The organism is Ochrobactrum sp. EDr1-4 (genome assembly GCF_049199085.1).
Classification (GTDB): domain Bacteria; phylum Pseudomonadota; class Alphaproteobacteria; order Rhizobiales; family Rhizobiaceae; genus Brucella.
The window spans coordinates 1,118,726-1,140,244 of the sequence record NZ_JBLZOF010000001.1 but is presented as its reverse complement, the minus strand read 5'-3'; the positions used below and the strand labels follow the sequence as shown (position 1 = coordinate 1,140,244).

The following is a 21,519-nucleotide window of genomic DNA, read 5'->3' as shown; positions in this document are numbered from 1 at the left end:
TTTTCAGCGCTTTTTCATCGATAATGCTTGCGCGTTGAAACTTTTGAGTTGTATCGGAAAAGATAACTAGCCAGAACAATCGCAATCGATGCGATTGCGCATGAAAAACCGGGAACTGGTTTCGTAAGGCATAAGCTTACGAAACGAACTCAAATCAAAACCGGTCGTGATTGAAACAGTCCTCCGGGCATGAGTGGCAGAAGTCATCATGTTTGAAGGCCAATGAATAGTGTTTGCCGCAAGGCCATGTTCATGTTCAGCCACGGCAAAGAACAAGGAATCTCAATGTGAGTCAGATCGCCTTCTGGGGTGCGGTCGAATTGGGCCTCGTCTTCTCTTTTGTCGCCATCGGCGTCTATCTGGCTTTCCGCGTGCTCGATTTCCCCGATCTGACCGTGGATGGTTCGTTTCCGCTGGGTGCAGCTGTAACCGGCGTTCTGATCCTTGCTGGCTGGAACCCATGGCTGTCCGCAGGTGTTGCGATGATTGCCGGTTCGCTTGCCGGTCTCGTCACCGCAACGCTGAATGTGCGCTTCAAGATCCTTAATCTGCTGGCATCCATTCTGACGATGATTGCGCTGTTCTCGGTTAATCTGCGCATTATGGGCCGTCCGAATATCGCGCTGATCAATCAGGATACCATGCTGTCGCCGTTCTTCGGCCATGGCATTCCTGAATATTATGTGCGCCCGGCTTTCCTTTTCGTGCTGGTTGCGATCACGGTCTTCCTCGTCTGGCGCTTTCTCGAAAGCGACATGGGCCTTGCCATGCGGGCAACCGGTGCCAATCCGAAAATGGCGCGTGCGCAGGGCGTGCGCACCGACCGCCAGATTTATCTAGGCATGGCACTCTCCAACGCGCTCGTGGCGCTTGGTGGCTCGCTTTTCGCCCAGACAAACGGCTTTGCTGACGTAACTTCCGGCGTGGGTACAATCGTGGTTGGCCTTGCCGCCGTGATCATCGGTGAAACATTGCTGCGCTCGCGTCTGATCCTCGTGATCCTGATCGGCTGTGTGCTTGGTTCGATCATCTACCGTATTGCCATCCAGCTCGCACTTTCCAACGGCAATATGGTTGGGCTTCAGGCTTCCGATCTCAACATCGCAACGGCGCTTCTCGTGACCTTCGCGCTTATCTTGCCGCGCCTGCGCCGTGGAGGAGCATCATCATGATTGAAGTCTCCAATCTTGAAGTTATCTTTGGTCGTGGAACACCGCTCGAAAAACAGGTTCTGAACAAGATCAACCTGACAATGGATCAGGGTTCGTTCGTCACCGTGATTGGTTCCAATGGTGCGGGCAAATCGACCATGCTCGGCGTTCTGGCAGGCGATGTCATCCCGACCGCTGGCAAGGTGGTGATCAGCGGGCAGGACGTGACCCGAAAATCAACCGCAGACCGTGCCGGTCTTGTGGCGCGTGTGTTTCAGGATCCGCTTGCTGGCAGCTGTGGAACACTGACGATTGAGGAAAATCTGGCACTGGCTGCATCGCGTGGAACACGCCGTGGTCTGACCCATGCGCTCAATTCCAAGCGCCGTGAATGGTTCCGTGAACGCGTGGCAAGCCTTAATCTCGGTCTCGAAAACCGCATGCAGGATCGCATGGAGCTTCTCTCCGGCGGTCAGCGCCAGGCGCTTTCGCTGATCATGGCAACGCTTTCGGGTTCAGAAGTGCTGCTGCTTGATGAACATACCGCAGCGCTTGATCCGGGCATGGCAGAATTTGTCATGGAACTGACCCGCAATCTTGTTACCGAAAACAAGCTCACAGCACTCATGGTCACACACTCGATGCGTCAGGCATTGGATTATGGCGACCGCACCATCATGCTACATGGCGGGAAGATTCTGCTCGACGTGACCGGCGACAAGCGCAAGACGCTCAGCGTGGAAGACCTTATCGAAATGTTCCGCAAGGTGCGTGGACAGACGCTTGATGACGATGCTTTGCTGATCGAATAGCGTTGCAAACAGCTTTGTTTCACAGCCGCCGCTCAGTTTGACCGGCGGCTGTTTCTGTTTATAGGCAGGATTATACAGATTCAGGTTAGGGACAGCCGAAAATGGTGTCTTTTCGAGACCCAGCGCGCAGTGTACTAAGAGTACATGAGCACTGGAAGCGCAGAAAAGCGCCATTTGCAGGCCGACATAACCTGAATATGGATATATCCTAATGGCGCAGAAGAAAGCACACGAAGTAGATCAGTTCATCAGCAAACCGAGCAGCTCGTTTCCGGTTGTGCTGCTCTATGGCCCTGATAAGGGGCTGGTGAACGAACGCGCACGTCGCTATGCAAAGGCCACAAAACTGCCGCTTGATGATCCCTTCGCGGTCATTCGTATGGAAGCCGATGAGATCGACGCTGATCCGGCAAAGCTTGCCGATGAAGCGCGTACAATTTCGATGTTTGGCGGCGAGCGGCTGATCTGGATCAAGAATGCTGGCGGACAAAAGAAGCTTGCCGAAGCTGTGAAACTTCTGGCGACCGAGCCGCCGCGTGAAACATATATTCTGGTCGAAGCGGGCGATCTGAAAAAGGGTGTCGGTCTGCGCGGTGCCGTTGAAAACGCACCAGCTGGCATGGCACTGCCCTGCTATTCAGACGATGCACGTGGCATTGATGGTGTCATCGACGATGTGCTGGCCGAGTGGAAAATGCAGATCACCATGGACGGCCGCCAGCTGCTGCGCGCCAGCCTGGGCGGTGACCGGCTGGCCACGCGTGGTGAGCTGGAAAAGCTTTGCCTTTATGCGCGTGGCAAAGAACGCATCGATATAGACGATGTGCGCGAAGCCGTGGGTGATGTAGCAGGGCTTTCGACCGATGAAGTGGTGGATGCGGTTCTGACGGGCGATCTGCGCCGTTTTGAGACGACATTTGACCGCGTTGTGAAATCGGGAACTGCTCCGTTCCTAGTGCTCAATACTGCTGCACGTCAGTTCCAGCAGATTCAGACGCTTCGTCATATCGCAGATACCGAGCGTAAAAGTGTCTCTGTCGTGGTCGCCTCTGCGCGTCCGCCGGTCTTCTTCAACCGCAAAAAACTGATTGAAAATGCCGTCAGTCGCTGGACTGCAGAAAGCCTTTCGCGTGTCATGGAACGCCTGCAACGCGCAGTTCTGGAAAGCCGTCAGAATGCAGCTCTGGCAGTGCCCATCATCCGTCAGTGCCTGCTAGCAATCTCGGTGGAAGCCGTGAAACTATCGCGCAAATAGGCTATAGTTTCACATCTAGCCCAGCTTAAGCTGCGGGCTTTCCTGATATTTCCGCCACAGCGAAATGAGCCAGCCGCCGAAATAGCCCGCTGAAGCACCTGAGACCACCGCGGTTACATACATCAACGTCGTGTGTTCCTGCGGATAAATCGCGTTCAGAACTGCCAGCACATATTGCGCGCAGAAGAAAATCACATTGCGAATAAGAGGCAGCGTTGTGCCTGCGCGTTCTATGCGCTTGGTTTCACGATCAACCGCCAGAATGCGCGGCCCAGTCAAAAAACCCAGCGGTGTAAACAGTGCCAACCCTACAAACCAGCCGATTAGAAACGAACTGAATTGGTCCGACGTATCATCAAAGTGCAAAAAGCCAACGCCGATGAAAATAACCGGCACAAAAAGCATTCTCCAGAGCGAAACCGTTTGTGTTTCACGCCCCTTTATCCCTGTTATGATCAGATAGACAAGCAATCCCCAGACATAGACAGGCGTGTGAATAATGATTTGCGTCAGCAGTTCCATGAATTGCGCTCTCTCCCCGCCCCTCTGATCCGGGCACTTTGACTCTCAATCATATAGGACTTTTAGCGCTTCGATGAAAAGCCGTTAAAAGCAGGCACAGTACAAAGGTCAAGAACCCGTTCAACAGGCTGTGAGACCGTGATCGAGATCTTGAGATTGCAGTTCTGTTCAGCAATATTAGAGCCAACGTAATAATCGACAATTCCCTTATTCTGGTTCGCTATTCCGCTTCTCTGGTCTGAGGAATATTTTATACAAGCCATTGGAATAAATGCATGATTGGCTGCATCCCTCCTATTCTCCTGATCATGATCAGCGCAACTCTCGGCTGGCTGATTGGCGGCGACTACGGAGCTTTCTGGGGAGGTGCGGTGGGTGCTATCATTGGTGTTATCACCATGATCATTGTCGTCTTCGCGCTCATCAAGGCACGCACACGATAAAGAAAAAGCCGTGAAACAAATCACTGTTCCACGGCTTCAGATTTCAAACGCTTAAAAGAAACGATCAGCTCTGCAAGCGACGGCAAATCTCATCGAGCTGTTCCAACGAGCTATAGCGCACCTTCACTTCGCCACCGCGTTCACGGTGATTGATTTCAACCTTCATACCGGTAACATCAGACAACAGCTTTTCAAGCGCCTTGGTGTCAGCATCTTTCTCAACTGGCGCACTCTTGTTTGGCTTCGGCTCTGCACCATTGCGTGCCTGCGACAGAGCTTCAACCTGACGCACGGACAAGCCTTCCTTGACCACGCGCTCCGCCAATGCGGTCGGATCTTCCATGGTGATCAGGCTGCGCGCATGACCGGCCGAAAGAGCGCCATCCGAGATAAAGTCCTGCACGCGTTGCGGCAGTTTCAGAAGGCGGAGCGTATTGGCAACATGGCTTCGGCTTTTACCGATCACCTGTGCGAGATCATTCTGCGTATAATCATGATTATCGATAAGCTGTTGATATCCCATCGCTTCTTCGACTGCGTTAAGATCGGCACGCTGCACGTTTTCGACAATTGCAATCTCAAGCGCAACGCGATCATCCACATCGCGGATGATAACCGGGATCGTATCAACGCCCGCGCGCTGCGATGCGCGCCAGCGGCGTTCACCAGCAATCAGCTCAAAACGGTCAGGTTCATTCGGTGCTGGACGAACCACAATAGGCTGAACAACGCCATGTTCCTTGATCGATTGCGCCAGATCTTCCAGCTCGACTTCCGAGAACATACGGCGCGGGTTGCGTGGATTGCGCGTTACGAACTCGATCGGAACGTTACGTTCACTGGAAATGGGCACTTTGCGCTCTTCCGCCGGGCGGTCGATTTCACCAATCAGTGCGGCCAAGCCGCGGCCAAGGCGCTTTTTTGAAGGATCGTCGTTCATCGTCGGCAGTTCCTGAAATTGTTACGTAGTCGAATCGATAAAAGCACCGCAGCGCGATGCTGGCTCATTATGCGGCTTTAAGCTGCCGCTCACGCTGAATAACTTCGGATGCCAGTTGCAAATAAGCCTGACTGCCTGCGCATTTCAGATCATAGAGAATGGCCGGCTTTCCGTGCGAAGGCGCTTCCGATATGCGCACATTGCGCGGAATAACGGTGCGATAGACCTTTTCACCCATGAATGCGCGCACATCATCCACAACCTGCGTCGCAAGATTGTTACGGCTATCGAACATTGTCAGGACAATTCCCTGAATTGTCAGCTCAGAATTAAGGCTAGCGCGAACCTGATCGACAGTCTGCAAGAGCTGACTTAGACCTTCAAGCGCGAAGAATTCGCATTGCAAAGGCACCATCACAGAATCGGCTGCGGCCATTGCGTTCAGCGTCAAGAGGTTCAGCGACGGCGGGCAATCAACGAGGATATAGGAAAACTTTTCAGCAACAGTAGAATCAAAGCGCAATGCATCGCGCAAGCGACGCGTACGGTCCGGTGCCTGCGCAATTTCCATCTCGATACCGAGAAGATCGAGCGTAGATGGCACAATATAAAGGTTCGGAACATCACTCTGCATCGCAGCATCATTCGCAGAAGCAGCCTGAGTCAGGACATCATAGGATGACAAAGGGCGGTTTAGACGATCAATACCGAGACCCGTGCTGGCATTACCCTGCGGGTCGAGGTCAACAATCAGCACCGTCTCCCCGATGGCGGCCAGCGCTGTCGCAAGATTAATAGCGGTCGTGGTTTTGCCAACGCCGCCCTTCTGATTTGCAATGGTTATGATCCGGGATCTTTTGTTCATTACCGTCGCCCTGCCACTTTCTGTCATATCGATGCTGGTTTAGCCGGTGATGCGTCGCAGATTGCTAATCTCGAGTATCACCGAACTGGTATCGATAGCACTTTCATGTTGTACCAGATCAAAACTCCAGCCGACACGGCTTTCATCGATTTCCCTCTGGTAATCCCGGCCTTTTTGAAAAAGGGCCTTGGAACCATTCGTCAGCCAAGGTTCTGCAAGCTCGAAAAGTACGTTGAGCGATGCGAGCGCACGAGCCGTAACAACGTCTGGCGTCTCAATTTTATCCCACATCGCCTCAATACGCTCGGAATGAACACGCGCTGGCACCCCAACATGCCCCGCAGCAGTGCGCAAAAAGGCCGCCTTTTTGCCAGCGCTCTCGATCAGATCAATCGAAGCGCCCGGCTTTTCTTTGAGGAAGCAGGCCGTCACAACGCCTGGAAATCCGCCGCCGGATCCCAGATCAAGCCAACGCTTTGCGTCTGGAGCCAACGGAAATATCTGCGCACTATCCAGAATATGCCGTTTCCAAAGGTCGGCAAGTGTGGATGGAGATGCCAGATTGATCGCGTTTGACCACTTACGAAATAGTTCTTCAAAGGCAATTAGGCGTTCAGTTGTTTCACGTGAAACAACGGGAACAATCTTTTTCAAGCTCGAATATCGGCTATCCACAGTCATGCTACGCCTTTCTCGGCGTTCAGTTCGAGCGCCGCACGTTCGCGCGCACCATGCTTCTTGATATGCGTAATCAACAAAGCAAGTGCTGCCGGCGTAATACCCTCTACGCGCTGCGCTTCAGCAATAGTCTCTGGTTTGCGCTGCTTAAGCTTGAATTTAAGCTCATTGGAAAGGCCGGAGATCGCATCAAAATCCAGCGTTGCAGGAATGAAGAGACGTTCTTCTCGCTCCATCACCGCAATATCACTTTGCTGGCGGTCCATATAGACCGCGTATTGAGCTTCGATCTCAAGCGCCTCGCGCGTGATGGAATCAATGCTATTCAACTCGGGCCAGATAGCCTGAAGGTTTGGCAGATCAATATCTGGGTAAGACAGAAGATCATAGGCCGAGCGACGCACTCCATCCTGATTGAGATGAAGGTCATAACGGCTAGCCTGATTGGGCGTGATCGTCAGTTCTTTTGTCATATCGCGTGCAGCTGACAATGCATCCTGCCGGGCGGCAAACTTTTCGCGACGCTCCGAACCAAGAATACCGAGCTCATCTGCAAGCGGTGTCAGACGCTGATCGGCATTATCTGCTCTCAGCGAGAGGCGGAACTCAGCGCGGGATGTGAACATACGATAAGGCTCGCTAACCCCTCGTGATGTCAGATCATCGACCATAACACCAATATAGGCTTCCGTACGCTGAATAATAACCGGCTCACTGCCGCCTGCCCGCTTGGCAGCGTTCAATCCCGCGAGCAATCCCTGCGCACCGGCTTCTTCATAACCGGTCGTGCCATTGATCTGCCCTGCAAGGAAGAGGCCAGTCACGCGACGGGTTTCAAGACTGCGCTTCAACTCCCGCGGATCAATAAAGTCATATTCAATAGCATAGCCAGGCTGAAGCATGGTCGCTTTTTCCAAACCGGGAATGGTCTTGAGGTATTCGAGCTGCACCTCTTCCGGCAAAGATGTCGAGATACCATTCGGATAGACGGTATGATCGTCCAGCCCTTCTGGTTCAAGAAATATTTGGTGACCGTCGCGATCACTAAACTTAACGATCTTGTCTTCGACCGACGGGCAATAGCGCGGGCCGATCCCTTCAATGGAACCGGAATACATCGCCGAACGATGAAGATTGGCCCGGATGATCGCATGGGTTTCCGGCGTCGTTCGCGTAATACCGCAATCAATCTGTGGCGTGGTAATCTTATCTGTCATCAGCGAGAAGGGAACCGGATTCTCGTCTGCTGACTGCATATCCAGGCTCTGCCAATCAATAGTGCGCCCATCAAGACGTGGCGGTGTGCCGGTCTTAAGGCGCCCTACTGCAAAACCTAAACCGCGCAACGTATCCGACAGACCAAGCGCCGGATTTTCACCCATGCGTCCAGCCGGGATTTTTTTCTCACCAATATGAATGAGGCCATTCAGGAATGTGCCGGTTGTCAGAACGACAGCCGCACAACTAATCTCACGACCATCTGTTAGAACTACCCCAGTGATAGCACCATCGCTCACGCGGATGTTCGATGCACCGCCTTCAACGACCGTCAGATTTTCCTGCTCTGAGATCAGTTCCTGCATTGCAAGACGATAGAGTTTACGGTCGGCTTGTGCGCGCGGACCACGCACAGCGGGTCCTTTGCGACGATTGAGCAGTCTGAACTGGATACCTGCCTTATCGGCAACGCGGCCCATCAATCCGTCCAGCGCATCAATCTCGCGCACGAGGTGACCCTTGCCCAAACCACCAATCGCTGGATTACAAGACATGACGCCAATTGTATCGAAGCGGTGCGTGACCAAGGCGGTACGCGCGCCAGCACGTGCTGAGGCAGCCGCAGCCTCACAGCCGGCATGTCCCCCACCAATTACAATCACGTCGAAAGCTGTCGCTTCGGCCGAACTTTTGATGTTCATCCTGATGCATCCGAATCCAGTTTAGAGAGAAGTCTCTTTGACACGTTTGGGTCTTCAACGGAAGGGGTAACCCGACCGAGCTTCGATCAACTCTTTGATAAACTTGATACAGAAATCGACTCACGGATCGATATGGGAGTCAATAAGTCTGGGCAGATTCCACAGATGTTTCACGTGAAACATTTCGCTCGGCTACTTCCAAAGCCATCACTGTTTCACGTGAATCACTCATTTTCCAATGCAAAACTGAGAGAAAATAACGTCGAGAATCTCTTCAACATCAACGTCGCCGGTAATGCGTCCGAGATATTGCGATGCCCTGCGCATATTCTCAGCGCGGAGTTCCAATGGTAAATCTTCGCGCTCCGCTGCAATATCAATTTCGGAGATTGTTGATTGTAAAAGATTGATGTGTCTCTGCCGCGTCGGTACAGCATCATTGATAAGGCCAATGCGCGCTTCGGCAAATTGCTGTAATGCTTCCAATAGACGATCAAGTCCGTCTGTGGTTCGAGTTGAAATGCGATACTGCCAGTTTCCGCTATCGCTTGTAACCAGGTCCGCCTTAGTCCCGACTGTCCAGATGTCAGCATCGCCATTCTCAAGCGAGACCGGAATTGGATTTTGCATATCCTCAAGCAGTAAAACCAGATCGGCTTCAGCTGCGCGTTCGCGCGCACGCTCAATACCAATCCGCTCAACCTGACTTGTCGTCTCGCGCAGCCCAGCAGTGTCTGTCACATAAACCGGAATGCCGCCAAGGTTCAATTTAACTTCCAGCAGATCGCGCGTCGTGCCCGCCTCTTCCGAAATAATCGCAATCTCGCGGCCCGCCAGAAAATTGAGTAGGCTCGACTTGCCAGCATTTGGAGCGCCAGCAATGACTACATGCAAACCATCGCGCAACATGGCAGCACGTTTGCCGCCTTCAATATGGTTGATGATTTCGCTACGCAGAGTTTTGAGATGCTCCCATACCTGCACCGAAACGGAACCCGGCACATCACTCTCATCAGCAAAATCGAGTTCCGCTTCAATGAGCGCACGCGCGCGGACGAGCCTCTGTCTCCAATCTGTATAAAGCTGACGCTGCGCTCCAGATGCGACCTGTAATGCAAGACGGCGCTGCCCTTCAGTTTCCGCTGCTATCAGATCAGCCAGGCCTTCGGCAATCGTCAGGTCCATTTTGCCGTTGGTAAAAGCACGACGAGTAAATTCACCCGCTTCCGCGATACGACAATTCGGAAAGGTACCCAGTTCTTCGAGCAGCTTTTCAACGACGGCAATACCACCGTGGAGATGGAATTCTGCACAATCTTCACCGGTAAAGCTGTTGGGTCCAGGGAAGAATAGTGCAAGCCCCTTATCAATAGCATCGCCATTACGCGCGCGAATAGTTTTATACGCGGCATATCTTGGCTTCATCATCGCACCAACGATCGTTTCGATTACGAATCGAACTTGCGGGCCGGATATACGCACTACAGCTACGCCGGAAGGAAGGCGTCCGCTCGATAATGCGAAAATCGTATCGGTAAGATGTTGCCGCTCGCTCATTTAATTTCCCGTTCTATATTGATAGTCACACGCATATTCATTCATGTCAGGAAAGAAAAGCCCTATGACCGATATCAGCAGCAACAGGCTCAGGACCGCTCCAAGCGCCTATCTGCGTCAGCACGCCGATAATCCGGTTCACTGGCAGGTTTGGGGCAAAGAGGCGCTTGATGCAGCGCAGGAACTCAACCGCCCTATTCTACTTTCGATAGGATATGCCGCCTGCCACTGGTGTCATGTCATGGCACACGAGTCCTTCGAAGATCCAGCCGTGGCTGAAGTCATGAATGATCTTTTCGTCAATGTGAAGGTTGATCGCGAAGAAAGGCCAGATATTGATCAGATTTATATGGCAGCTCTTGGCGCTATGGGACAGCAAGGTGGCTGGCCGCTTACAATGTTTCTGCGTCCCGATGGAAAGCCATTTTGGGGCGGAACTTACTTTCCACCTAAAGCGCGACACAATCTTCCCGGATTTATCGACGTGCTAAAAGCGGTCAATAATCTTTGGCAAGGAAATAAAGAAAAAATTAACCATAATGCGGAGGCTGTGTTCAGTCATCTCGAAACACGTCTCGCTGCGCAAAGCGAGGCGAGCCTGAATGACATTGCGCATTTCGATACTATAGCAGATCGGATCAATTCAATGTTTGATCCTATACGCGGCGGTATTGATAACGCGCCAAAATTCCCCAATGTTCCCTTCATGGATGCTTTGTGGCTGTCGTGGCTCTATGGAGGACGAAGCGATCATCGCAATACGTTTCTGCTAACGCTGAGAACAATGCTGCAAGGTGGCATTTATGATCATCTCGGTGGCGGGCTTTGTCGCTATAGTGTCGATGCCGACTGGTTGGTGCCGCATTTTGAAAAGATGCTCTACGACAATGCACAACTGATCAGACACGCGACTTATGCCTATGCTGAAACGCAAGATAAATTGTTCCGTATCCGAATCGAAGAGACAGTAAGCTGGTTGATCCGCGAAATGCGACTTCCCGACGGAAGTTTTGCGTCCAGTCTCGACGCCGACAGTGAGGGTGAAGAAGGGAAATTCTATATCTTCACCGAGGCTGAGATAGATGCAGTATTGGGTGATCAGGCAGCGGCATTCAAAAACTGGCATGGCGTAAAAGCTGAAGGCAATTTTGAAGGCCAAAATATTCTCAACAGACTTCACGCGGTGAATAAGAAGGCCGAGCTTCCCAGAGAAATTGAGGCATCAAGACAAGAGCTTTTTGATTATCGCAGCAGGCGCATTCGTCCGGGCCGCGATGAAAAAGCACTGACGGACTGGAATGCGTTAGCTATACGGGCACTGGCAGAAGCGGGTCGGTGTTTTCAGAACCTCGAATGGATTGATTATGCCATTGCTGCCTATCGTTCGATTGGCTCATCGTTTGAAGCCGGACGCATGGCGCATTGCCGGATGGATGATGAATTGGTTTACCCTGCCCTATCATCCGATTATGCAGCGATGATCAATGCAGCACTCTCGCTTTTTGAAGCGACAGGCGACAGAGTATTTATCCGCGATGCGCTCGCACTCAGAGATGCGCTCAATCAAAACAATCGAGATGCGTCGGGCAATTACCGGCTTTCAGCGATAGAGGCGGAAGATGTTATTCTTCACAGCTATGGAGATTATGACGAAGCCATTCCATCTGCTACCAGCCAGATCATCGAAGCATTCACGCGGCTATTTTTGGCCACCGGTGATATGCATCTTTATCATCAGAATGAGCGTCTGGTTGAACAGGCAATGGGTCGCGCGCTCGTTCAGCAATATGGACAGATCGGCATTCTAAATGCGAGCCGCTTTGCTGCTGAGCCACGTTCGCTTGTAATAGCTGACACAGGAGCAGATGGCGAACTCTTAGCCATAGCTCAGCGCAATCCTGATCCACGAAGGTTGGATAAGTTTGTTGCCTTTGAAGCGGGGAAATTGATTGAGCTTCCGACAGGCGGCACAGCACATGCGGATAAACCATCAGCATGGTTCTGTAAGGGGCAAGTTTGCTTGGCACCTGTTGAGACCGCTGCAGCGCTCGAAATCCTGCTTAGAGGCCATTCCTGAGCTTTTATGAAGCAAAGAAACGAAAACGCCGCGCTGATTTCTCAACGCGGCGTTTTTATAATGATAGTCGATCAGAACTTACGTGTTCATTGAATCGAAGAAATCGCCATTGCTCTTGGTCTGCTTGAGCTTGTCGATCAAAAATTCGATCGCATCGGTCGTGCCCATTGGCGCGAGAATACGGCGCAGAACGAAGATCTTCTGAAGATCGGCGCGTGGAACAAGCAGGTCTTCCTTACGCGTGCCGGACTTGAGAATATCCATAGCCGGGAAGATACGCTTGTCAGCAACCTTACGGTCGAGAACGATTTCCGAGTTACCTGTGCCCTTGAATTCTTCAAAGATCACTTCATCCATCCGCGAACCGGTGTCGATCAGTGCCGTTGCGATGATGGTAAGCGAGCCACCTTCTTCGATGTTACGGGCTGCACCAAAGAAACGCTTTGGACGCTGCAAGGCGTTCGCGTCCACACCACCGGTAAGAACCTTACCTGACGACGGAACAACGGTGTTATAAGCGCGGCCAAGGCGAGTGATCGAGTCGAGAAGGATCACGACGTCACGGCCATGTTCGACAAGACGCTTGGCCTTCTCGATGACCATTTCCGCAACCTGAACGTGGCGTGTTGCTGGCTCATCGAAGGTAGAAGAAACAACTTCACCCTTCACCGAGCGCTGCATGTCGGTCACTTCTTCCGGACGTTCATCGATCAGCAGAACGATCAGATAGCATTCAGGATGATTTGCTGTGATCGAATGCGCGATGTTCTGCAAGAGAACCGTTTTACCGGTACGTGGCGGAGCAACGATCAAACCGCGCTGGCCCTTACCGAGCGGAGCAACGAGATCGATAACGCGGGATGACAGATCTTTAGTGGTCGGAACTTCGAGTTCCATCTTGAAGCGCTCATTTGGATAGAGCGGCGTCAGATTGTCAAAGTGGACCTTGTGTTTGATTTTTTCAGGGTCGTCAAAATTGATCGTGTTGACCTTAAGAAGTGCGAAATAACGTTCGCCTTCTTTTGGACCACGGATCGGGCCTTCAACCGTATCGCCGGTCTTCAGTGAGAAGCGACGAAGCTGGGAAGGCGAAATATAAATATCATCCGGGCCGGGCAGATAATTGGCGTCGGCTGAGCGCAGGAAGCCAAATCCGTCCTGCAGCACTTCAACAACGCCCTCGCCGATAATTTCGACGTCCTGAGCAGCAAGACTTTTGAGGATCGCGAACATCAGTTCCTGCTTGCGCATGGCGCTTGCATTTTCGACCTCAAGCGTATCGGCAAATGCCAGCAGCTCGACCGGAGTTTTATTTTTAAGTTCTTGTAGTTTCATTTCCTGCATGGGTGAGGAACTCTTTTGAAATATAAGGAGAAAAATGCAGTTGTTCGGAAAGGTGGGTCACTTGGATCGTGACCGGCATCGAAGGCCTGCTGTCATGGTGGGAAGAGGACTCACTCATACCTTTTTGCGGTATGAAGAGCAAGTCTCAGATAAGGATTAACGATAGTTTCTTCAATAGGAAAAAAGTTGAAGCCCGGAAAAACAACAGAATTTCCGGGCTTCTTTAAAAAATCATTTGCAATTAGAATGGCTTCACGATCACCAAAATAACAATCAGGATCATCAAAACGGTTGGAACTTCGTTAACGATTCGCCAATGTTTGGCTGATTTCGTGTTCTTATCCTGCGCGAAAAGACGTGTAGCCTTCGACAAGTAACCATGAACACCGGACATCAGCACCACCAGCAAAATCTTTGCGTGCAACCATCCGCCTTTGAACTCAAAGATTTCCCATGCAAGCCAAAGACCGGCAATCCATGTTACAATCATTGCGGGATTTATGATAAAGCGCAGCAACCTGCGTTCCATAATTTTGAACGTCTCAGAGGTTTCTGAACCGGGTGTCGCCGCACAATGATAAACGAAGAGCCGCGGCAGATAGAGCATTCCGGCCATCCAGGCGATCACCGCAATGACGTGGATCGACTTGACCCAAAGATAAGCATCAGCTGGATTCACGTGAAACAATCCCCATAGTCCAAGCACCACCACGGCAAGAGCCACAATGGTACGGATCAGCGCGGCCTTGCCGCTGTTTGTCTTATCGGAAGTGCTCATCAATAGCCTCCGCGGACCCGGTCAATCATCCGCTGCACGTTTTCAATTGGTGCCTGTGGGGTAATTCCATGACCGAGATTGAAGATCAGCGGACCTTGACCCAGATTTTTGAGGATCGCGTCAACGCCTTCATCCAAAGCTGAACCACCAGCGACAACGCGCAGCGGATCGAGATTCCCCTGAATAGCGCCTTCTTTCTGCAGTTCCTGTGCAAAGGAAACTGGTACTGACCAATCGAGACCCAGAACATCAACGCCGGTCTTTTCGCGATAGCCCGCGTAAAGCATTCCCGCGCCTTTCGGGAAACCGATAATGCGAGCTTCAGGATAAACAGCCCTCACCTTTTGCACGATACGGGCAACCGGGCGAATGCAGAAGCGCTCAAAACAATCTTCATCAAGCACGCCCGACCATGAATCGAAAATCTGTACCGCATCAGCGCCTGCATCAAGCTGTTCGATGAGGTATTCGGCTGAAACATCAGCCAGATTATTCAAAAGCTTCTCAAAAGCTTCCGGGAAGCGATAGGCAAACAGACGGGCGGGAGCCTGATCCGGAGTGCCATGTCCGGCGATCATATAGGTCGCAACGGTCCAGGGAGCGCCACAGAAGCCCAATAGCGTCGTTTCGTCAGGCAATTGTGCCCGCAGCAGCCGAACCGTCTCATAGACGGGCTCCAGCCGTTTAGCGACACCTTCTGTTTCAAGCCAGAAAATCTCATCCGCATCAATCGGTGTCATCAAAGGCCCTCTTCCTTCTTCAAAGCGAAGGTCTCGTCCAAGGGCGTGAGGGATGACAAGAATATCTGAAAACAAAATGGCTGCATCAAAGCCATAACGGCGGATTGGTTGAAGTGTCACTTCAACGGCCAGATCAGGTGAGTAGCAAAGGTCGAGAAAGCTTCCTGCCTGTTTACGCACTTCGCGATATTCAGGAAGATAACGTCCAGCCTGACGCATCATCCAGATTGGTGGTGGAAACACTGCCTCACCGTCTATGACTTTCAAGACTTTGCGCTTCATTGCATTCCACCTTGTCTGATTTTCGTTATCTCGTGTGAAAGTTTTCCCGTGCTTCCTTCATAAAGAAAGGAGGAATCTTGAGTCTTCTTATTCTTAGAGTCTGTTGGAATCGGGGATTACGTTTTGCTCACCTTTTTCCCACAGCTCTGCTTAGCAACAGCTTTGCCTGTGGGATCATTCACCGATAGTCTCGTTAAATGCAATGGAAACTCAAATCATTCATTGAATCTAAGGAGTTACCAATTGCCGCACTTTGACGCTCTTTGTGGACAAGCTGGGTATATCGCAGGCGTTTTCCAAATGTTACGAGTCTTGTACACAAGCGCTTTCTAAAGCTTCCCACATGTGCACTCGCTGTGGATGACTTGCCAAGTTTCCCACTGCCTGCCATGGCTTGTGGATTAAGCCTCTAATTTACGCACAGTCGTCAACAGGGAGGGGAGAAAACTGTGACCAGACCGCTTTCTTACTTTCATCTTCATCTGATTTCTGATGCGACAGGAGAGACTCTCCTTGCCGCAGGGCGTGCTGCAGCCGCTCAATATGCCAATGCGCGTGCGATTGAGCATATCTATCCGCTCATCCGAACCGAGAAACAATTGCGCAAAGTTCTGGAAAACATCGACGCCGAGCCCGGCATTGTTCTCTATACAATTGTCGATCAGAAGCTGGCCGCGATCATTGATGAAGCCTGCGCTGAAATGGGCGTACCGAGCGTTTCGGTTCTGGAACCAGTGCTCAATACATTTCAGTCCTATCTGGGCGCGCCTGCGCATCGCCGCGCCAGCGCACAACATGTATTGAATGCCGATTATTTTCGCCGCATCGATGCGCTTAATTTCACAATGGAGCATGATGACGGGCAATTGCCGCTTGATATTGAAGAGGCAGACCTCATTCTGGTGGGCATTTCGCGAACCTCAAAAACGCCAACCAGCATTTATCTGGCCAATCGCGGCATCAAGGCGACCAATGTGCCGATTGTTCTTGGCATCCCCCTCCCCGATCAGCTTTTTACCGCAAAGCGTCCATTGATTGTTGGCCTCGTGGCAACGGCAGAGCGCATTTCTCAGATAAGGCAGAACCGCCCGCTCGGCAGTGTTCCTTCGCTTGATATCGGACTTTACACAGACCGCGTTTCAATTTCGGAAGAACTGGCTTATGCCCGCAATCTCTGCAACCGGCATGGCTGGCCGATCATTGATGTGTCGCGCCGGTCGATTGAGGAAACAGCAGCGGCAATTCAATCTCTGCTGCGTGATGGCAAGAAGGAAGACCTGACATGACCATAAAGCTTATTCTCGCCTCGAAAAGCCCGTTTCGTTCGGCTCTGCTAAAAAATGCGGGCATCACTTTTTCGGCTGAAAGCGCGGATATCGACGAGCGCTCGGTGGAAGCACCGCTTTATAAAACGGGTGCAACACCAGAAGATGTGGCGCAGGTTCTAGCTGAAGCAAAAGCCTTGTCGGTCAGCGAAAACCATCCCGATGCGGTGGTGATTGGCTGCGATCAAACTCTTTCCATGGGGGACGAAATTTTCCACAAGCCTGCTGATATGGAGGCGGCACGCCGCCAGCTTTTGCAATTTTCCGGTAAAACCCACCAGCTTAACAGCGGCGTGGTTCTGGTTAAAAATGGCGAGACGCTGTGGCGTCATGTGAGCGTCGCGCGCATGACAATGCGTGATCTCGATCCGGGCTTTATCGGACGCTATCTCGGGCAGGTTGGCGATATTGCCCTTTCCAGTGTTGGCGCTTATCAGGTCGAAGGTCCGGGCATTCAGTTGTTCTCGAAAATCGACGGCGATTATTTCACCATCGTTGGACTGCCGCTGTTGCCGCTGCTTGATGAACTGAGGAAGGAAAATCTGATCGATGGCTAATAAGGCATTTGTCACCGGCTTTCCGATAAAGCATTCGCGTTCACCGCTTATTCACGGCTTCTGGCTGAAAGAGCATGGCATTGAAGGCTCTTATGAAGCCATTGAAGTAGCACCGGAAAATTTCGCCGAATTTGCTACTTCGCTTCAAAAAAATGGCTTTGCTGGTGGCAATGTTACGATCCCGCATAAGGAAGTAGCTTTTGCAACGGTGGCGAGCCGCGATAAGGCCGCGGAAGCTATCGGCGCGGTCAATACGCTCTGGCTTGAGAATGGAAAACTCTGCGGCGGCAATACCGACGCTTATGGCTTTGCCGCTAATCTTGATGCGCTGGCTCCGGGCTGGGATGATGCGGATACGGCGCTTGTTCTGGGTGCTGGTGGTGCAGGACGTGCGATTGTGCACGCTTTGCAGACACGCGGCTTCTCACGCATTGCAATCGTCAATCGCACGGTGAGCCGGGCGCTAGAACTGGCAAGTCATTTTGGCGCGGGCGTTTCGGCCCATGGATGGGATGCGGCACAGGCTTTGGTCAAAGATGCCGGTCTCATCGTCAACACGACATCTCTTGGCATGAGCGGACATGGTGAGGTTGAAGAGTTTCCACTTGATCTGAGTAACGCGCAAAAATCAGCCGTTGCCACCGATATTGTCTATATTCCGCTGAAAACTCCTTTTCTGGCCAGCGCCGAAACCTCAGGCCTCAAAACCGTCGATGGGCTTGGCATGTTGCTGCATCAGGCCGTTCCGGGTTTTGAACGCTGGTTTAGGAAAAGACCAGAAGTGACAGATGCTCTGAGAAATCATATTCTGGATGATATGAAAAAGGCTGGCGCTTTATGATCATCCTCGGACTGACCGGCTCCATCGGCATGGGAAAAACCACTGCATCCAACATGTTTGCAGACGCTGGCGTGCCGGTCTATAGCGCCGACGATGCTGTGCATCGCTTATATGCGGGCCGTGCTGCACCGCTGATTGAAGCGGCCTTCCCCGGAACGGTTGTGGACGGCACTGTTGATCGGGCAAAATTATCCGCAGCAGTTCTCGGAAAGCCGGAAGCGCTCAAAAGGCTTGAATCGATCATTCATCCCCTCGTGCATGAAGAGGAAGCCAGCTTTCTTGACCAAGCGCGTGCCGATGGCGCTGATATTGCTCTGATTGATATTCCGCTGCTTTTTGAAACTGGCGGTGAAAGCCGCGTAGACAAGGTTGCGGTTGTTTCCGCCCCAGCCGACATTCAGCGGGAGCGCGTTCTGGCGCGCCCCGGCATGACGGATGAGAAGTTTGCGGCGATTCTAGCCCGACAAATGCCGGATGCTGAAAAACGTGCGCGTGCGGATTTTATCATCGATTCTTCGGGCGACTTTGAGGAAACGCGGGCGCAGATTAATGCCATTATCGCCGAATTGCGTGGAAAGCCTGTTGATCAATCCTGATTGCCAGCGCGGGCGTGTTATAAGACACAAATCATTTGAAAGGTTTTTCCATGCGTGAGATCGTTTTCGATACGGAAACCACCGGCCTTGAACGGCTGGAGGATCGCGTGATTGAAATCGGCGGCGTGGAAATGATCAACCGCTTTCCCACCGGCAAAACTTTTCACAAATTCATCAATCCGCAGGGACGCAAAGTGCATCCCGATGCATTGGCCGTTCACGGCATTACCGATGAGCAATTGCTCAAAGAGCCGAGCTTTGCGGAAATCGTTGACGAATTTATGGCTTTTATTGATGGTGCGCAGCTCGTCGCGCATAATGCCATGTTCGATCTTGGCTTTATCAATGCGGAACTGGATCGTCTGGGCAAGCCGGGCATTGCGGTTGATCGTATCGTCGATACGCTGGCACTGGCGCGCCGCAGAAACCCGATGGGTCCGAACTCGCTCGATGCGCTTTGCAAGCGCTATGGCATCGACAATTCGCATCGCACATTGCACGGCGCATTGCTCGATTCCGAAATTCTGGCGGAAGTTTATATTGAGCTGATTGGCGGTAAGCAGACGGCCCTTGGCCTTAGCATGTCTGGTAATTCAGGCGGCAATAATGGCTCAGATAACAATAGCGGTATTGTTCTGCGCCAACGCCCGGTTCCACTCGCCTCACGCATTTCCGAAAAAGAACGTGCTGCACATGATGCGCTTGTTGCAAAAATGGGCGACAAAGCAATCTGGAAAAAATACGTGAACTAATTCAAGCATAAAAAAACCCCGCATAAAGCGGGGTTTTCTTTTGATAGGAACCTAAGATCAGCTCTTTACAGCGTTCTTGGCTTCTTCTTCGGCCATACGGGCCTGGAACATCTGCGCGAAATCGATTGGATCGATCATCAATGGTGGGTAGCCGCCATTGCGGGTTGCGTCAGCAACGATCTGACGCGCAAACGGGAACAGCAGACGTGGGCATTCGATGAACAGCAGCGGAAGCATGTGTTCCTGCGGGATGCCCTGAATGCGGAATACGCCGCCATAAGTCAGTTCTGTGTTGAACAGAACGTCCTTGCCGTCGACAGCCTTGGCTTCAAGCGTCAGAACAACGTCGAAATCCGTTTCGGAAAGCGGATTGGCGTTTACATTCACATTGATGTTGATCGAAGGAGCCTTGTCGCGTGGGCGCAGCGACTGAGGCGCGCCTGGGCTTTCAAAGGAAAGATCCTTGATGTACTGGGCCAAAATGTTGAGGGACGGCTGGGCGGTTGCGCCATTGCCGTTCTTTACTTCGCCCGCAGCGGCCTTATCGCTCATTATCGGTATGCCTTCTCTTTAATGATTTATCTTGTTGCCAAAAAGCAGTGCTGCTTGGCTAGCATGTGTCGGAACATCAAGCAAGGAACGCTTTTTACGTTAGTATTTGCTCGATTAACGATCTTTGTGGTCCGGGTTCCATGGTGAGTTTTCATCCGGTTTTGCGGTGTAATCTTCCGGGTCGAGATCGATCACGTTGTTATCCTGACGCTGATACGGGCTATAGGCCTCCGAATAGCGCGTGGATGCAGTTGCAACCACCAGACGATTGCGGACAAATCTGTTCCAGACGAGATCACGGATGAAGGGCACGAAAAGCAGCAGGCCAATGGCGCTTGTGACGAAGCCCGGAACAATCAGCATAATGGCCGCGACGACGATCATCGCGCCATGCATCATTTCGCGATCCGGTACACGTCCCGCAGCACTTTCAGCACGAATGCGCTGCAATAGTCCAAAACCCTGCACGCGCAGCAGGAAAAAGCCAAGAACGGCACTCAAAACGACAAGACCCAGCGTTGCCAGAACACCGATTTCACTGCCGACGATCACAAAACCAGCAATTTCGATGAACGGCATGGCCAGCATGAGAAGAGGGGCGAAAGAAGGTGACACGGCAATTAAGACCTTATGTTGATGGGTGTTTGCAAAAAAGAAACGGAATTGAAGCAGTCTATCATAGATTATCACATAGGTATTCGTGATCGGGATTTGAATGATCTATCAAGCCGATCTATATGTATATGTAACGAAATTGGTGGCGGGAGCAAAATTTGCGGTCGTTATCCGTTAACTGGTGGCAGGCGGTATGGAATTTTTTGATTTTGGCACGATATTTTTCTTCATAGCAGCGGTGGTAATATTTCTTCAGCTGAGGAATGTTCTTGGCCGCCGCACAGGAAACGAAAAACCGCCAGTCGATCCTTATACCTCTAACCGTAGTTCTGACACGCAGACGAGTGGCGCGGACGCCGATAATGTAGTGTCGCTGCCGCAGCGCACCGGCGAAAAAGATTTCAGTCGGATAGACAAGATTGCCCCTGCGGGCACTCCAATTAATGACGGATTGCGCGCCATTCAGGCGGCTGATCCATCGTTTGACCCGCCAGTCTTTGTCGATGGTGTGAAGATCGCTTACGAAATGATCGTGATGTCTTTTGCCGATGGCGACCGCAAGGTTCTCAAAAATCTTCTTTCGAAGGAAGTCTATGAGGGCTTTGTATCCGCAATTGATGAGCGCGAAGCGCGTGGCGAAAGCGTGCGCTCAACATTCGTTGGTATCGATAAAGCCGAAATCGCCAATGCTGAAATGAAGGGTTCGGAAGCGCATGTGACGCTGAATATCGTCAGTCAGATGATTTCTGCAACCTTCGATAAGGATGGCAACGCGGTCGAAGGCGATCAGGAAAACGTTGTTGAAATCCGCGATCTGTGGACTTTTGCCCGCGACACGCGTTCGCGTGATCCAAACTGGAAGCTTGTCGCGACGGAAGCGGAAGACTAAAGAGAGTTTATGAATCAGGGCCGCTAAAT

At 51.8% G+C, this 21,519-nt stretch carries 22 protein-coding genes; 11 read left to right on the top strand and 11 right to left on the bottom strand.

Annotation, left to right across the window (positions count from 1 at the left end; genetic code table 11):
• Window positions 1-287 precede the first annotated feature (287 nt).
• The 3 genes from ACOZHT_RS05610 (at window position 288) to holA (ending at window position 3,218) form a co-directional block, all read left to right on the top strand.
• On the top strand, window positions 288-1,172 hold the full coding sequence (locus ACOZHT_RS05610) for an ABC transporter permease (protein WP_339509078.1): 885 nt from the start codon (window positions 288-290) through the stop codon (window positions 1,170-1,172).
• A complete protein-coding gene (locus tag ACOZHT_RS05605; protein ID WP_339509079.1) occupies window positions 1,169-1,963 on the top strand; it encodes an ABC transporter ATP-binding protein in 795 nt (264 codons plus the stop codon). The genes ACOZHT_RS05610 and ACOZHT_RS05605 overlap by 4 nt, the downstream gene beginning before the upstream one ends.
• Window positions 1,964-2,174: 211 nt before the next feature.
• Entirely contained in the window at window positions 2,175-3,218 is a 1,044-nt protein-coding gene (holA, locus tag ACOZHT_RS05600; protein WP_339509080.1) for a DNA polymerase III subunit delta, read from the top strand.
• Between the two features lie 15 nt (window positions 3,219-3,233).
• On the opposite strand, the gene ACOZHT_RS05595 is transcribed toward holA, so the two are convergent.
• Entirely contained in the window at window positions 3,234-3,740 is a 507-nt protein-coding gene (locus tag ACOZHT_RS05595) for a hypothetical protein (protein ID WP_339509081.1), read from the bottom strand.
• A 275-nt stretch (window positions 3,741-4,015) separates the two neighbouring features.
• On the opposite strand from ACOZHT_RS05595, the gene ACOZHT_RS05590 reads away from it, so the two are divergent.
• On the top strand, window positions 4,016-4,183 hold the full coding sequence (locus ACOZHT_RS05590) for a hypothetical protein (RefSeq protein ID WP_339509082.1): 168 nt from the start codon (window positions 4,016-4,018) through the stop codon (window positions 4,181-4,183).
• Between the two features lie 64 nt (window positions 4,184-4,247).
• On the opposite strand, the gene ACOZHT_RS05585 is transcribed toward ACOZHT_RS05590, so the two are convergent.
• The 5 genes from ACOZHT_RS05585 to mnmE all read right to left on the bottom strand — a co-directional run bounded on the left by ACOZHT_RS05585 (window position 4,248) and on the right by mnmE (window position 10,142).
• Window positions 4,248-5,123 (bottom strand): ParB/RepB/Spo0J family partition protein, encoded by an 876-nt coding sequence (locus tag ACOZHT_RS05585; RefSeq protein ID WP_339509083.1) that lies wholly within the window; start codon window positions 5,121-5,123, stop codon window positions 4,248-4,250.
• A gap of 67 nt (window positions 5,124-5,190) precedes the next feature.
• Window positions 5,191-5,988 carry a ParA family protein gene (locus ACOZHT_RS05580; RefSeq protein ID WP_339509084.1) on the bottom strand — a complete coding sequence of 266 codons (798 nt, stop codon included), beginning with the start codon at window positions 5,986-5,988 and terminating at the stop codon, window positions 5,191-5,193.
• 39 nt (window positions 5,989-6,027) lie between these two features.
• Window positions 6,028-6,669, bottom strand: coding sequence for a 16S rRNA (guanine(527)-N(7))-methyltransferase RsmG (gene rsmG, locus ACOZHT_RS05575; RefSeq protein WP_339509085.1), 642 nt, complete (start codon window positions 6,667-6,669; stop codon window positions 6,028-6,030).
• On the bottom strand, window positions 6,666-8,585 hold the full coding sequence (gene mnmG, locus ACOZHT_RS05570) for a tRNA uridine-5-carboxymethylaminomethyl(34) synthesis enzyme MnmG (protein WP_421565363.1): 1,920 nt from the start codon (window positions 8,583-8,585) through the stop codon (window positions 6,666-6,668). The genes rsmG and mnmG overlap by 4 nt, the downstream gene beginning before the upstream one ends.
• Before the next feature lie 228 nt (window positions 8,586-8,813).
• On the bottom strand, window positions 8,814-10,142 hold the full coding sequence (gene mnmE / locus ACOZHT_RS05565; RefSeq protein ID WP_339509087.1) for a tRNA uridine-5-carboxymethylaminomethyl(34) synthesis GTPase MnmE: 1,329 nt from the start codon (window positions 10,140-10,142) through the stop codon (window positions 8,814-8,816).
• A gap of 64 nt (window positions 10,143-10,206) precedes the next feature.
• On the opposite strand from mnmE, the gene ACOZHT_RS05560 reads away from it, so the two are divergent.
• The gene (locus ACOZHT_RS05560; RefSeq protein ID WP_339509088.1) at window positions 10,207-12,219 is read left to right on the top strand and encodes a thioredoxin domain-containing protein; all 2,013 of its coding nucleotides are present in this window, start codon (window positions 10,207-10,209) and stop codon (window positions 12,217-12,219) included.
• A gap of 78 nt (window positions 12,220-12,297) precedes the next feature.
• Here the strand turns inward: ACOZHT_RS05560 and rho are convergent, their stop codons facing one another.
• From rho to hemE, 3 genes are all read right to left on the bottom strand, one after another.
• Window positions 12,298-13,563 (bottom strand): transcription termination factor Rho, encoded by a 1,266-nt coding sequence (gene rho, locus ACOZHT_RS05555; RefSeq protein WP_094505845.1) that lies wholly within the window; start codon window positions 13,561-13,563, stop codon window positions 12,298-12,300.
• 241 nt (window positions 13,564-13,804) lie between these two features.
• Window positions 13,805-14,341 carry a protoporphyrinogen oxidase HemJ gene (hemJ, locus tag ACOZHT_RS05550; RefSeq protein WP_339509089.1) on the bottom strand — a complete coding sequence of 179 codons (537 nt, stop codon included), beginning with the start codon at window positions 14,339-14,341 and terminating at the stop codon, window positions 13,805-13,807.
• Window positions 14,341-15,363: a uroporphyrinogen decarboxylase gene (hemE, locus tag ACOZHT_RS05545; protein ID WP_339509090.1), complete on the bottom strand. Its 1,023-nt coding sequence runs from the start codon at window positions 15,361-15,363 to the stop codon at window positions 14,341-14,343. Before hemE ends, hemJ begins: the two co-directional genes overlap by 1 nt.
• 449 nt (window positions 15,364-15,812) lie before the next feature.
• On the opposite strand from hemE, the gene ACOZHT_RS05540 reads away from it, so the two are divergent.
• The 5 genes from ACOZHT_RS05540 to dnaQ are packed head-to-tail and all read left to right on the top strand — an operon-like array spanning window position 15,813 to window position 19,434.
• On the top strand, window positions 15,813-16,649 hold the full coding sequence (locus ACOZHT_RS05540) for a pyruvate, water dikinase regulatory protein (protein ID WP_339509091.1): 837 nt from the start codon (window positions 15,813-15,815) through the stop codon (window positions 16,647-16,649).
• Window positions 16,646-17,245, top strand: coding sequence for a Maf-like protein (locus tag ACOZHT_RS05535; protein WP_339509092.1), 600 nt, complete (start codon window positions 16,646-16,648; stop codon window positions 17,243-17,245). The genes ACOZHT_RS05540 and ACOZHT_RS05535 overlap by 4 nt, the downstream gene beginning before the upstream one ends.
• Entirely contained in the window at window positions 17,238-18,086 is an 849-nt protein-coding gene (locus ACOZHT_RS05530) for a shikimate dehydrogenase (protein WP_339509093.1), read from the top strand. The genes ACOZHT_RS05535 and ACOZHT_RS05530 overlap by 8 nt, the downstream gene beginning before the upstream one ends.
• Window positions 18,083-18,682: a dephospho-CoA kinase gene (gene coaE, locus ACOZHT_RS05525; RefSeq protein ID WP_421565362.1), complete on the top strand. Its 600-nt coding sequence runs from the start codon at window positions 18,083-18,085 to the stop codon at window positions 18,680-18,682. Before ACOZHT_RS05530 ends, coaE begins: the two co-directional genes overlap by 4 nt.
• Before the next feature lie 50 nt (window positions 18,683-18,732).
• Complete coding sequence (gene dnaQ / locus ACOZHT_RS05520) at window positions 18,733-19,434, top strand: DNA polymerase III subunit epsilon (protein WP_339509095.1); 702 nt, start codon at window positions 18,733-18,735, stop codon at window positions 19,432-19,434.
• Between the two features lie 57 nt (window positions 19,435-19,491).
• On the opposite strand, the gene secB is transcribed toward dnaQ, so the two are convergent.
• On the bottom strand, window positions 19,492-19,986 hold the full coding sequence (gene secB / locus ACOZHT_RS05515; RefSeq protein WP_339509096.1) for a protein-export chaperone SecB: 495 nt from the start codon (window positions 19,984-19,986) through the stop codon (window positions 19,492-19,494).
• Between the two features lie 114 nt (window positions 19,987-20,100).
• Window positions 20,101-20,601, bottom strand: a complete 501-nt coding sequence (locus ACOZHT_RS05510; protein WP_339509097.1) for an FxsA family protein — start codon at window positions 20,599-20,601, stop codon at window positions 20,101-20,103.
• Window positions 20,602-20,794: 193 nt separating this feature from the next.
• Here ACOZHT_RS05510 and ACOZHT_RS05505 point away from each other — a divergent pair, with 193 nt between their 5' ends.
• On the top strand, window positions 20,795-21,490 hold the full coding sequence (locus ACOZHT_RS05505; protein ID WP_339509098.1) for a Tim44/TimA family putative adaptor protein: 696 nt from the start codon (window positions 20,795-20,797) through the stop codon (window positions 21,488-21,490).
• The last annotated feature ends 29 nt before the right edge of the window (window positions 21,491-21,519 follow it).

Excerpts from the sequence above, each read along its gene's own strand:
- ACOZHT_RS05605 (WP_339509079.1), top strand. The coding sequence starts at position 1,169 with ATGATTGAAGTCTCCAATCTTGAAGTTATCTTTGGTCGTGGAACACCG.
- holA (WP_339509080.1), top strand. The coding sequence starts at position 2,175 with ATGGCGCAGAAGAAAGCACACGAAGTAGATCAGTTCATCAGCAAACCG.
- ACOZHT_RS05595 (WP_339509081.1), bottom strand. The coding sequence starts at position 3,740 with ATGGAACTGCTGACGCAAATCATTATTCACACGCCTGTCTATGTCTGG.
- ACOZHT_RS05590 (WP_339509082.1), top strand. The coding sequence starts at position 4,016 with ATGATTGGCTGCATCCCTCCTATTCTCCTGATCATGATCAGCGCAACT.
- ACOZHT_RS05585 (WP_339509083.1), bottom strand. The coding sequence starts at position 5,123 with ATGAACGACGATCCTTCAAAAAAGCGCCTTGGCCGCGGCTTGGCCGCA.
- ACOZHT_RS05580 (WP_339509084.1), bottom strand. The coding sequence starts at position 5,988 with ATGAACAAAAGATCCCGGATCATAACCATTGCAAATCAGAAGGGCGGC.
- rsmG (WP_339509085.1), bottom strand. The coding sequence starts at position 6,669 with ATGACTGTGGATAGCCGATATTCGAGCTTGAAAAAGATTGTTCCCGTT.
- mnmG (WP_421565363.1), bottom strand. The coding sequence starts at position 8,585 with ATGAACATCAAAAGTTCGGCCGAAGCGACAGCTTTCGACGTGATTGTA.
- mnmE (WP_339509087.1), bottom strand. The coding sequence starts at position 10,142 with ATGAGCGAGCGGCAACATCTTACCGATACGATTTTCGCATTATCGAGC.
- ACOZHT_RS05560 (WP_339509088.1), top strand. The coding sequence starts at position 10,207 with ATGACCGATATCAGCAGCAACAGGCTCAGGACCGCTCCAAGCGCCTAT.
- rho (WP_094505845.1), bottom strand. The coding sequence starts at position 13,563 with ATGCAGGAAATGAAACTACAAGAACTTAAAAATAAAACTCCGGTCGAG.
- hemJ (WP_339509089.1), bottom strand. The coding sequence starts at position 14,341 with ATGAGCACTTCCGATAAGACAAACAGCGGCAAGGCCGCGCTGATCCGT.
- hemE (WP_339509090.1), bottom strand. The coding sequence starts at position 15,363 with ATGAAGCGCAAAGTCTTGAAAGTCATAGACGGTGAGGCAGTGTTTCCA.
- ACOZHT_RS05535 (WP_339509092.1), top strand. The coding sequence starts at position 16,646 with ATGACCATAAAGCTTATTCTCGCCTCGAAAAGCCCGTTTCGTTCGGCT.
- ACOZHT_RS05530 (WP_339509093.1), top strand. The coding sequence starts at position 17,238 with ATGGCTAATAAGGCATTTGTCACCGGCTTTCCGATAAAGCATTCGCGT.
- coaE (WP_421565362.1), top strand. The coding sequence starts at position 18,083 with ATGATCATCCTCGGACTGACCGGCTCCATCGGCATGGGAAAAACCACT.
- dnaQ (WP_339509095.1), top strand. The coding sequence starts at position 18,733 with ATGCGTGAGATCGTTTTCGATACGGAAACCACCGGCCTTGAACGGCTG.
- secB (WP_339509096.1), bottom strand. The coding sequence starts at position 19,986 with ATGAGCGATAAGGCCGCTGCGGGCGAAGTAAAGAACGGCAATGGCGCA.
- ACOZHT_RS05505 (WP_339509098.1), top strand. The coding sequence starts at position 20,795 with ATGGAATTTTTTGATTTTGGCACGATATTTTTCTTCATAGCAGCGGTG.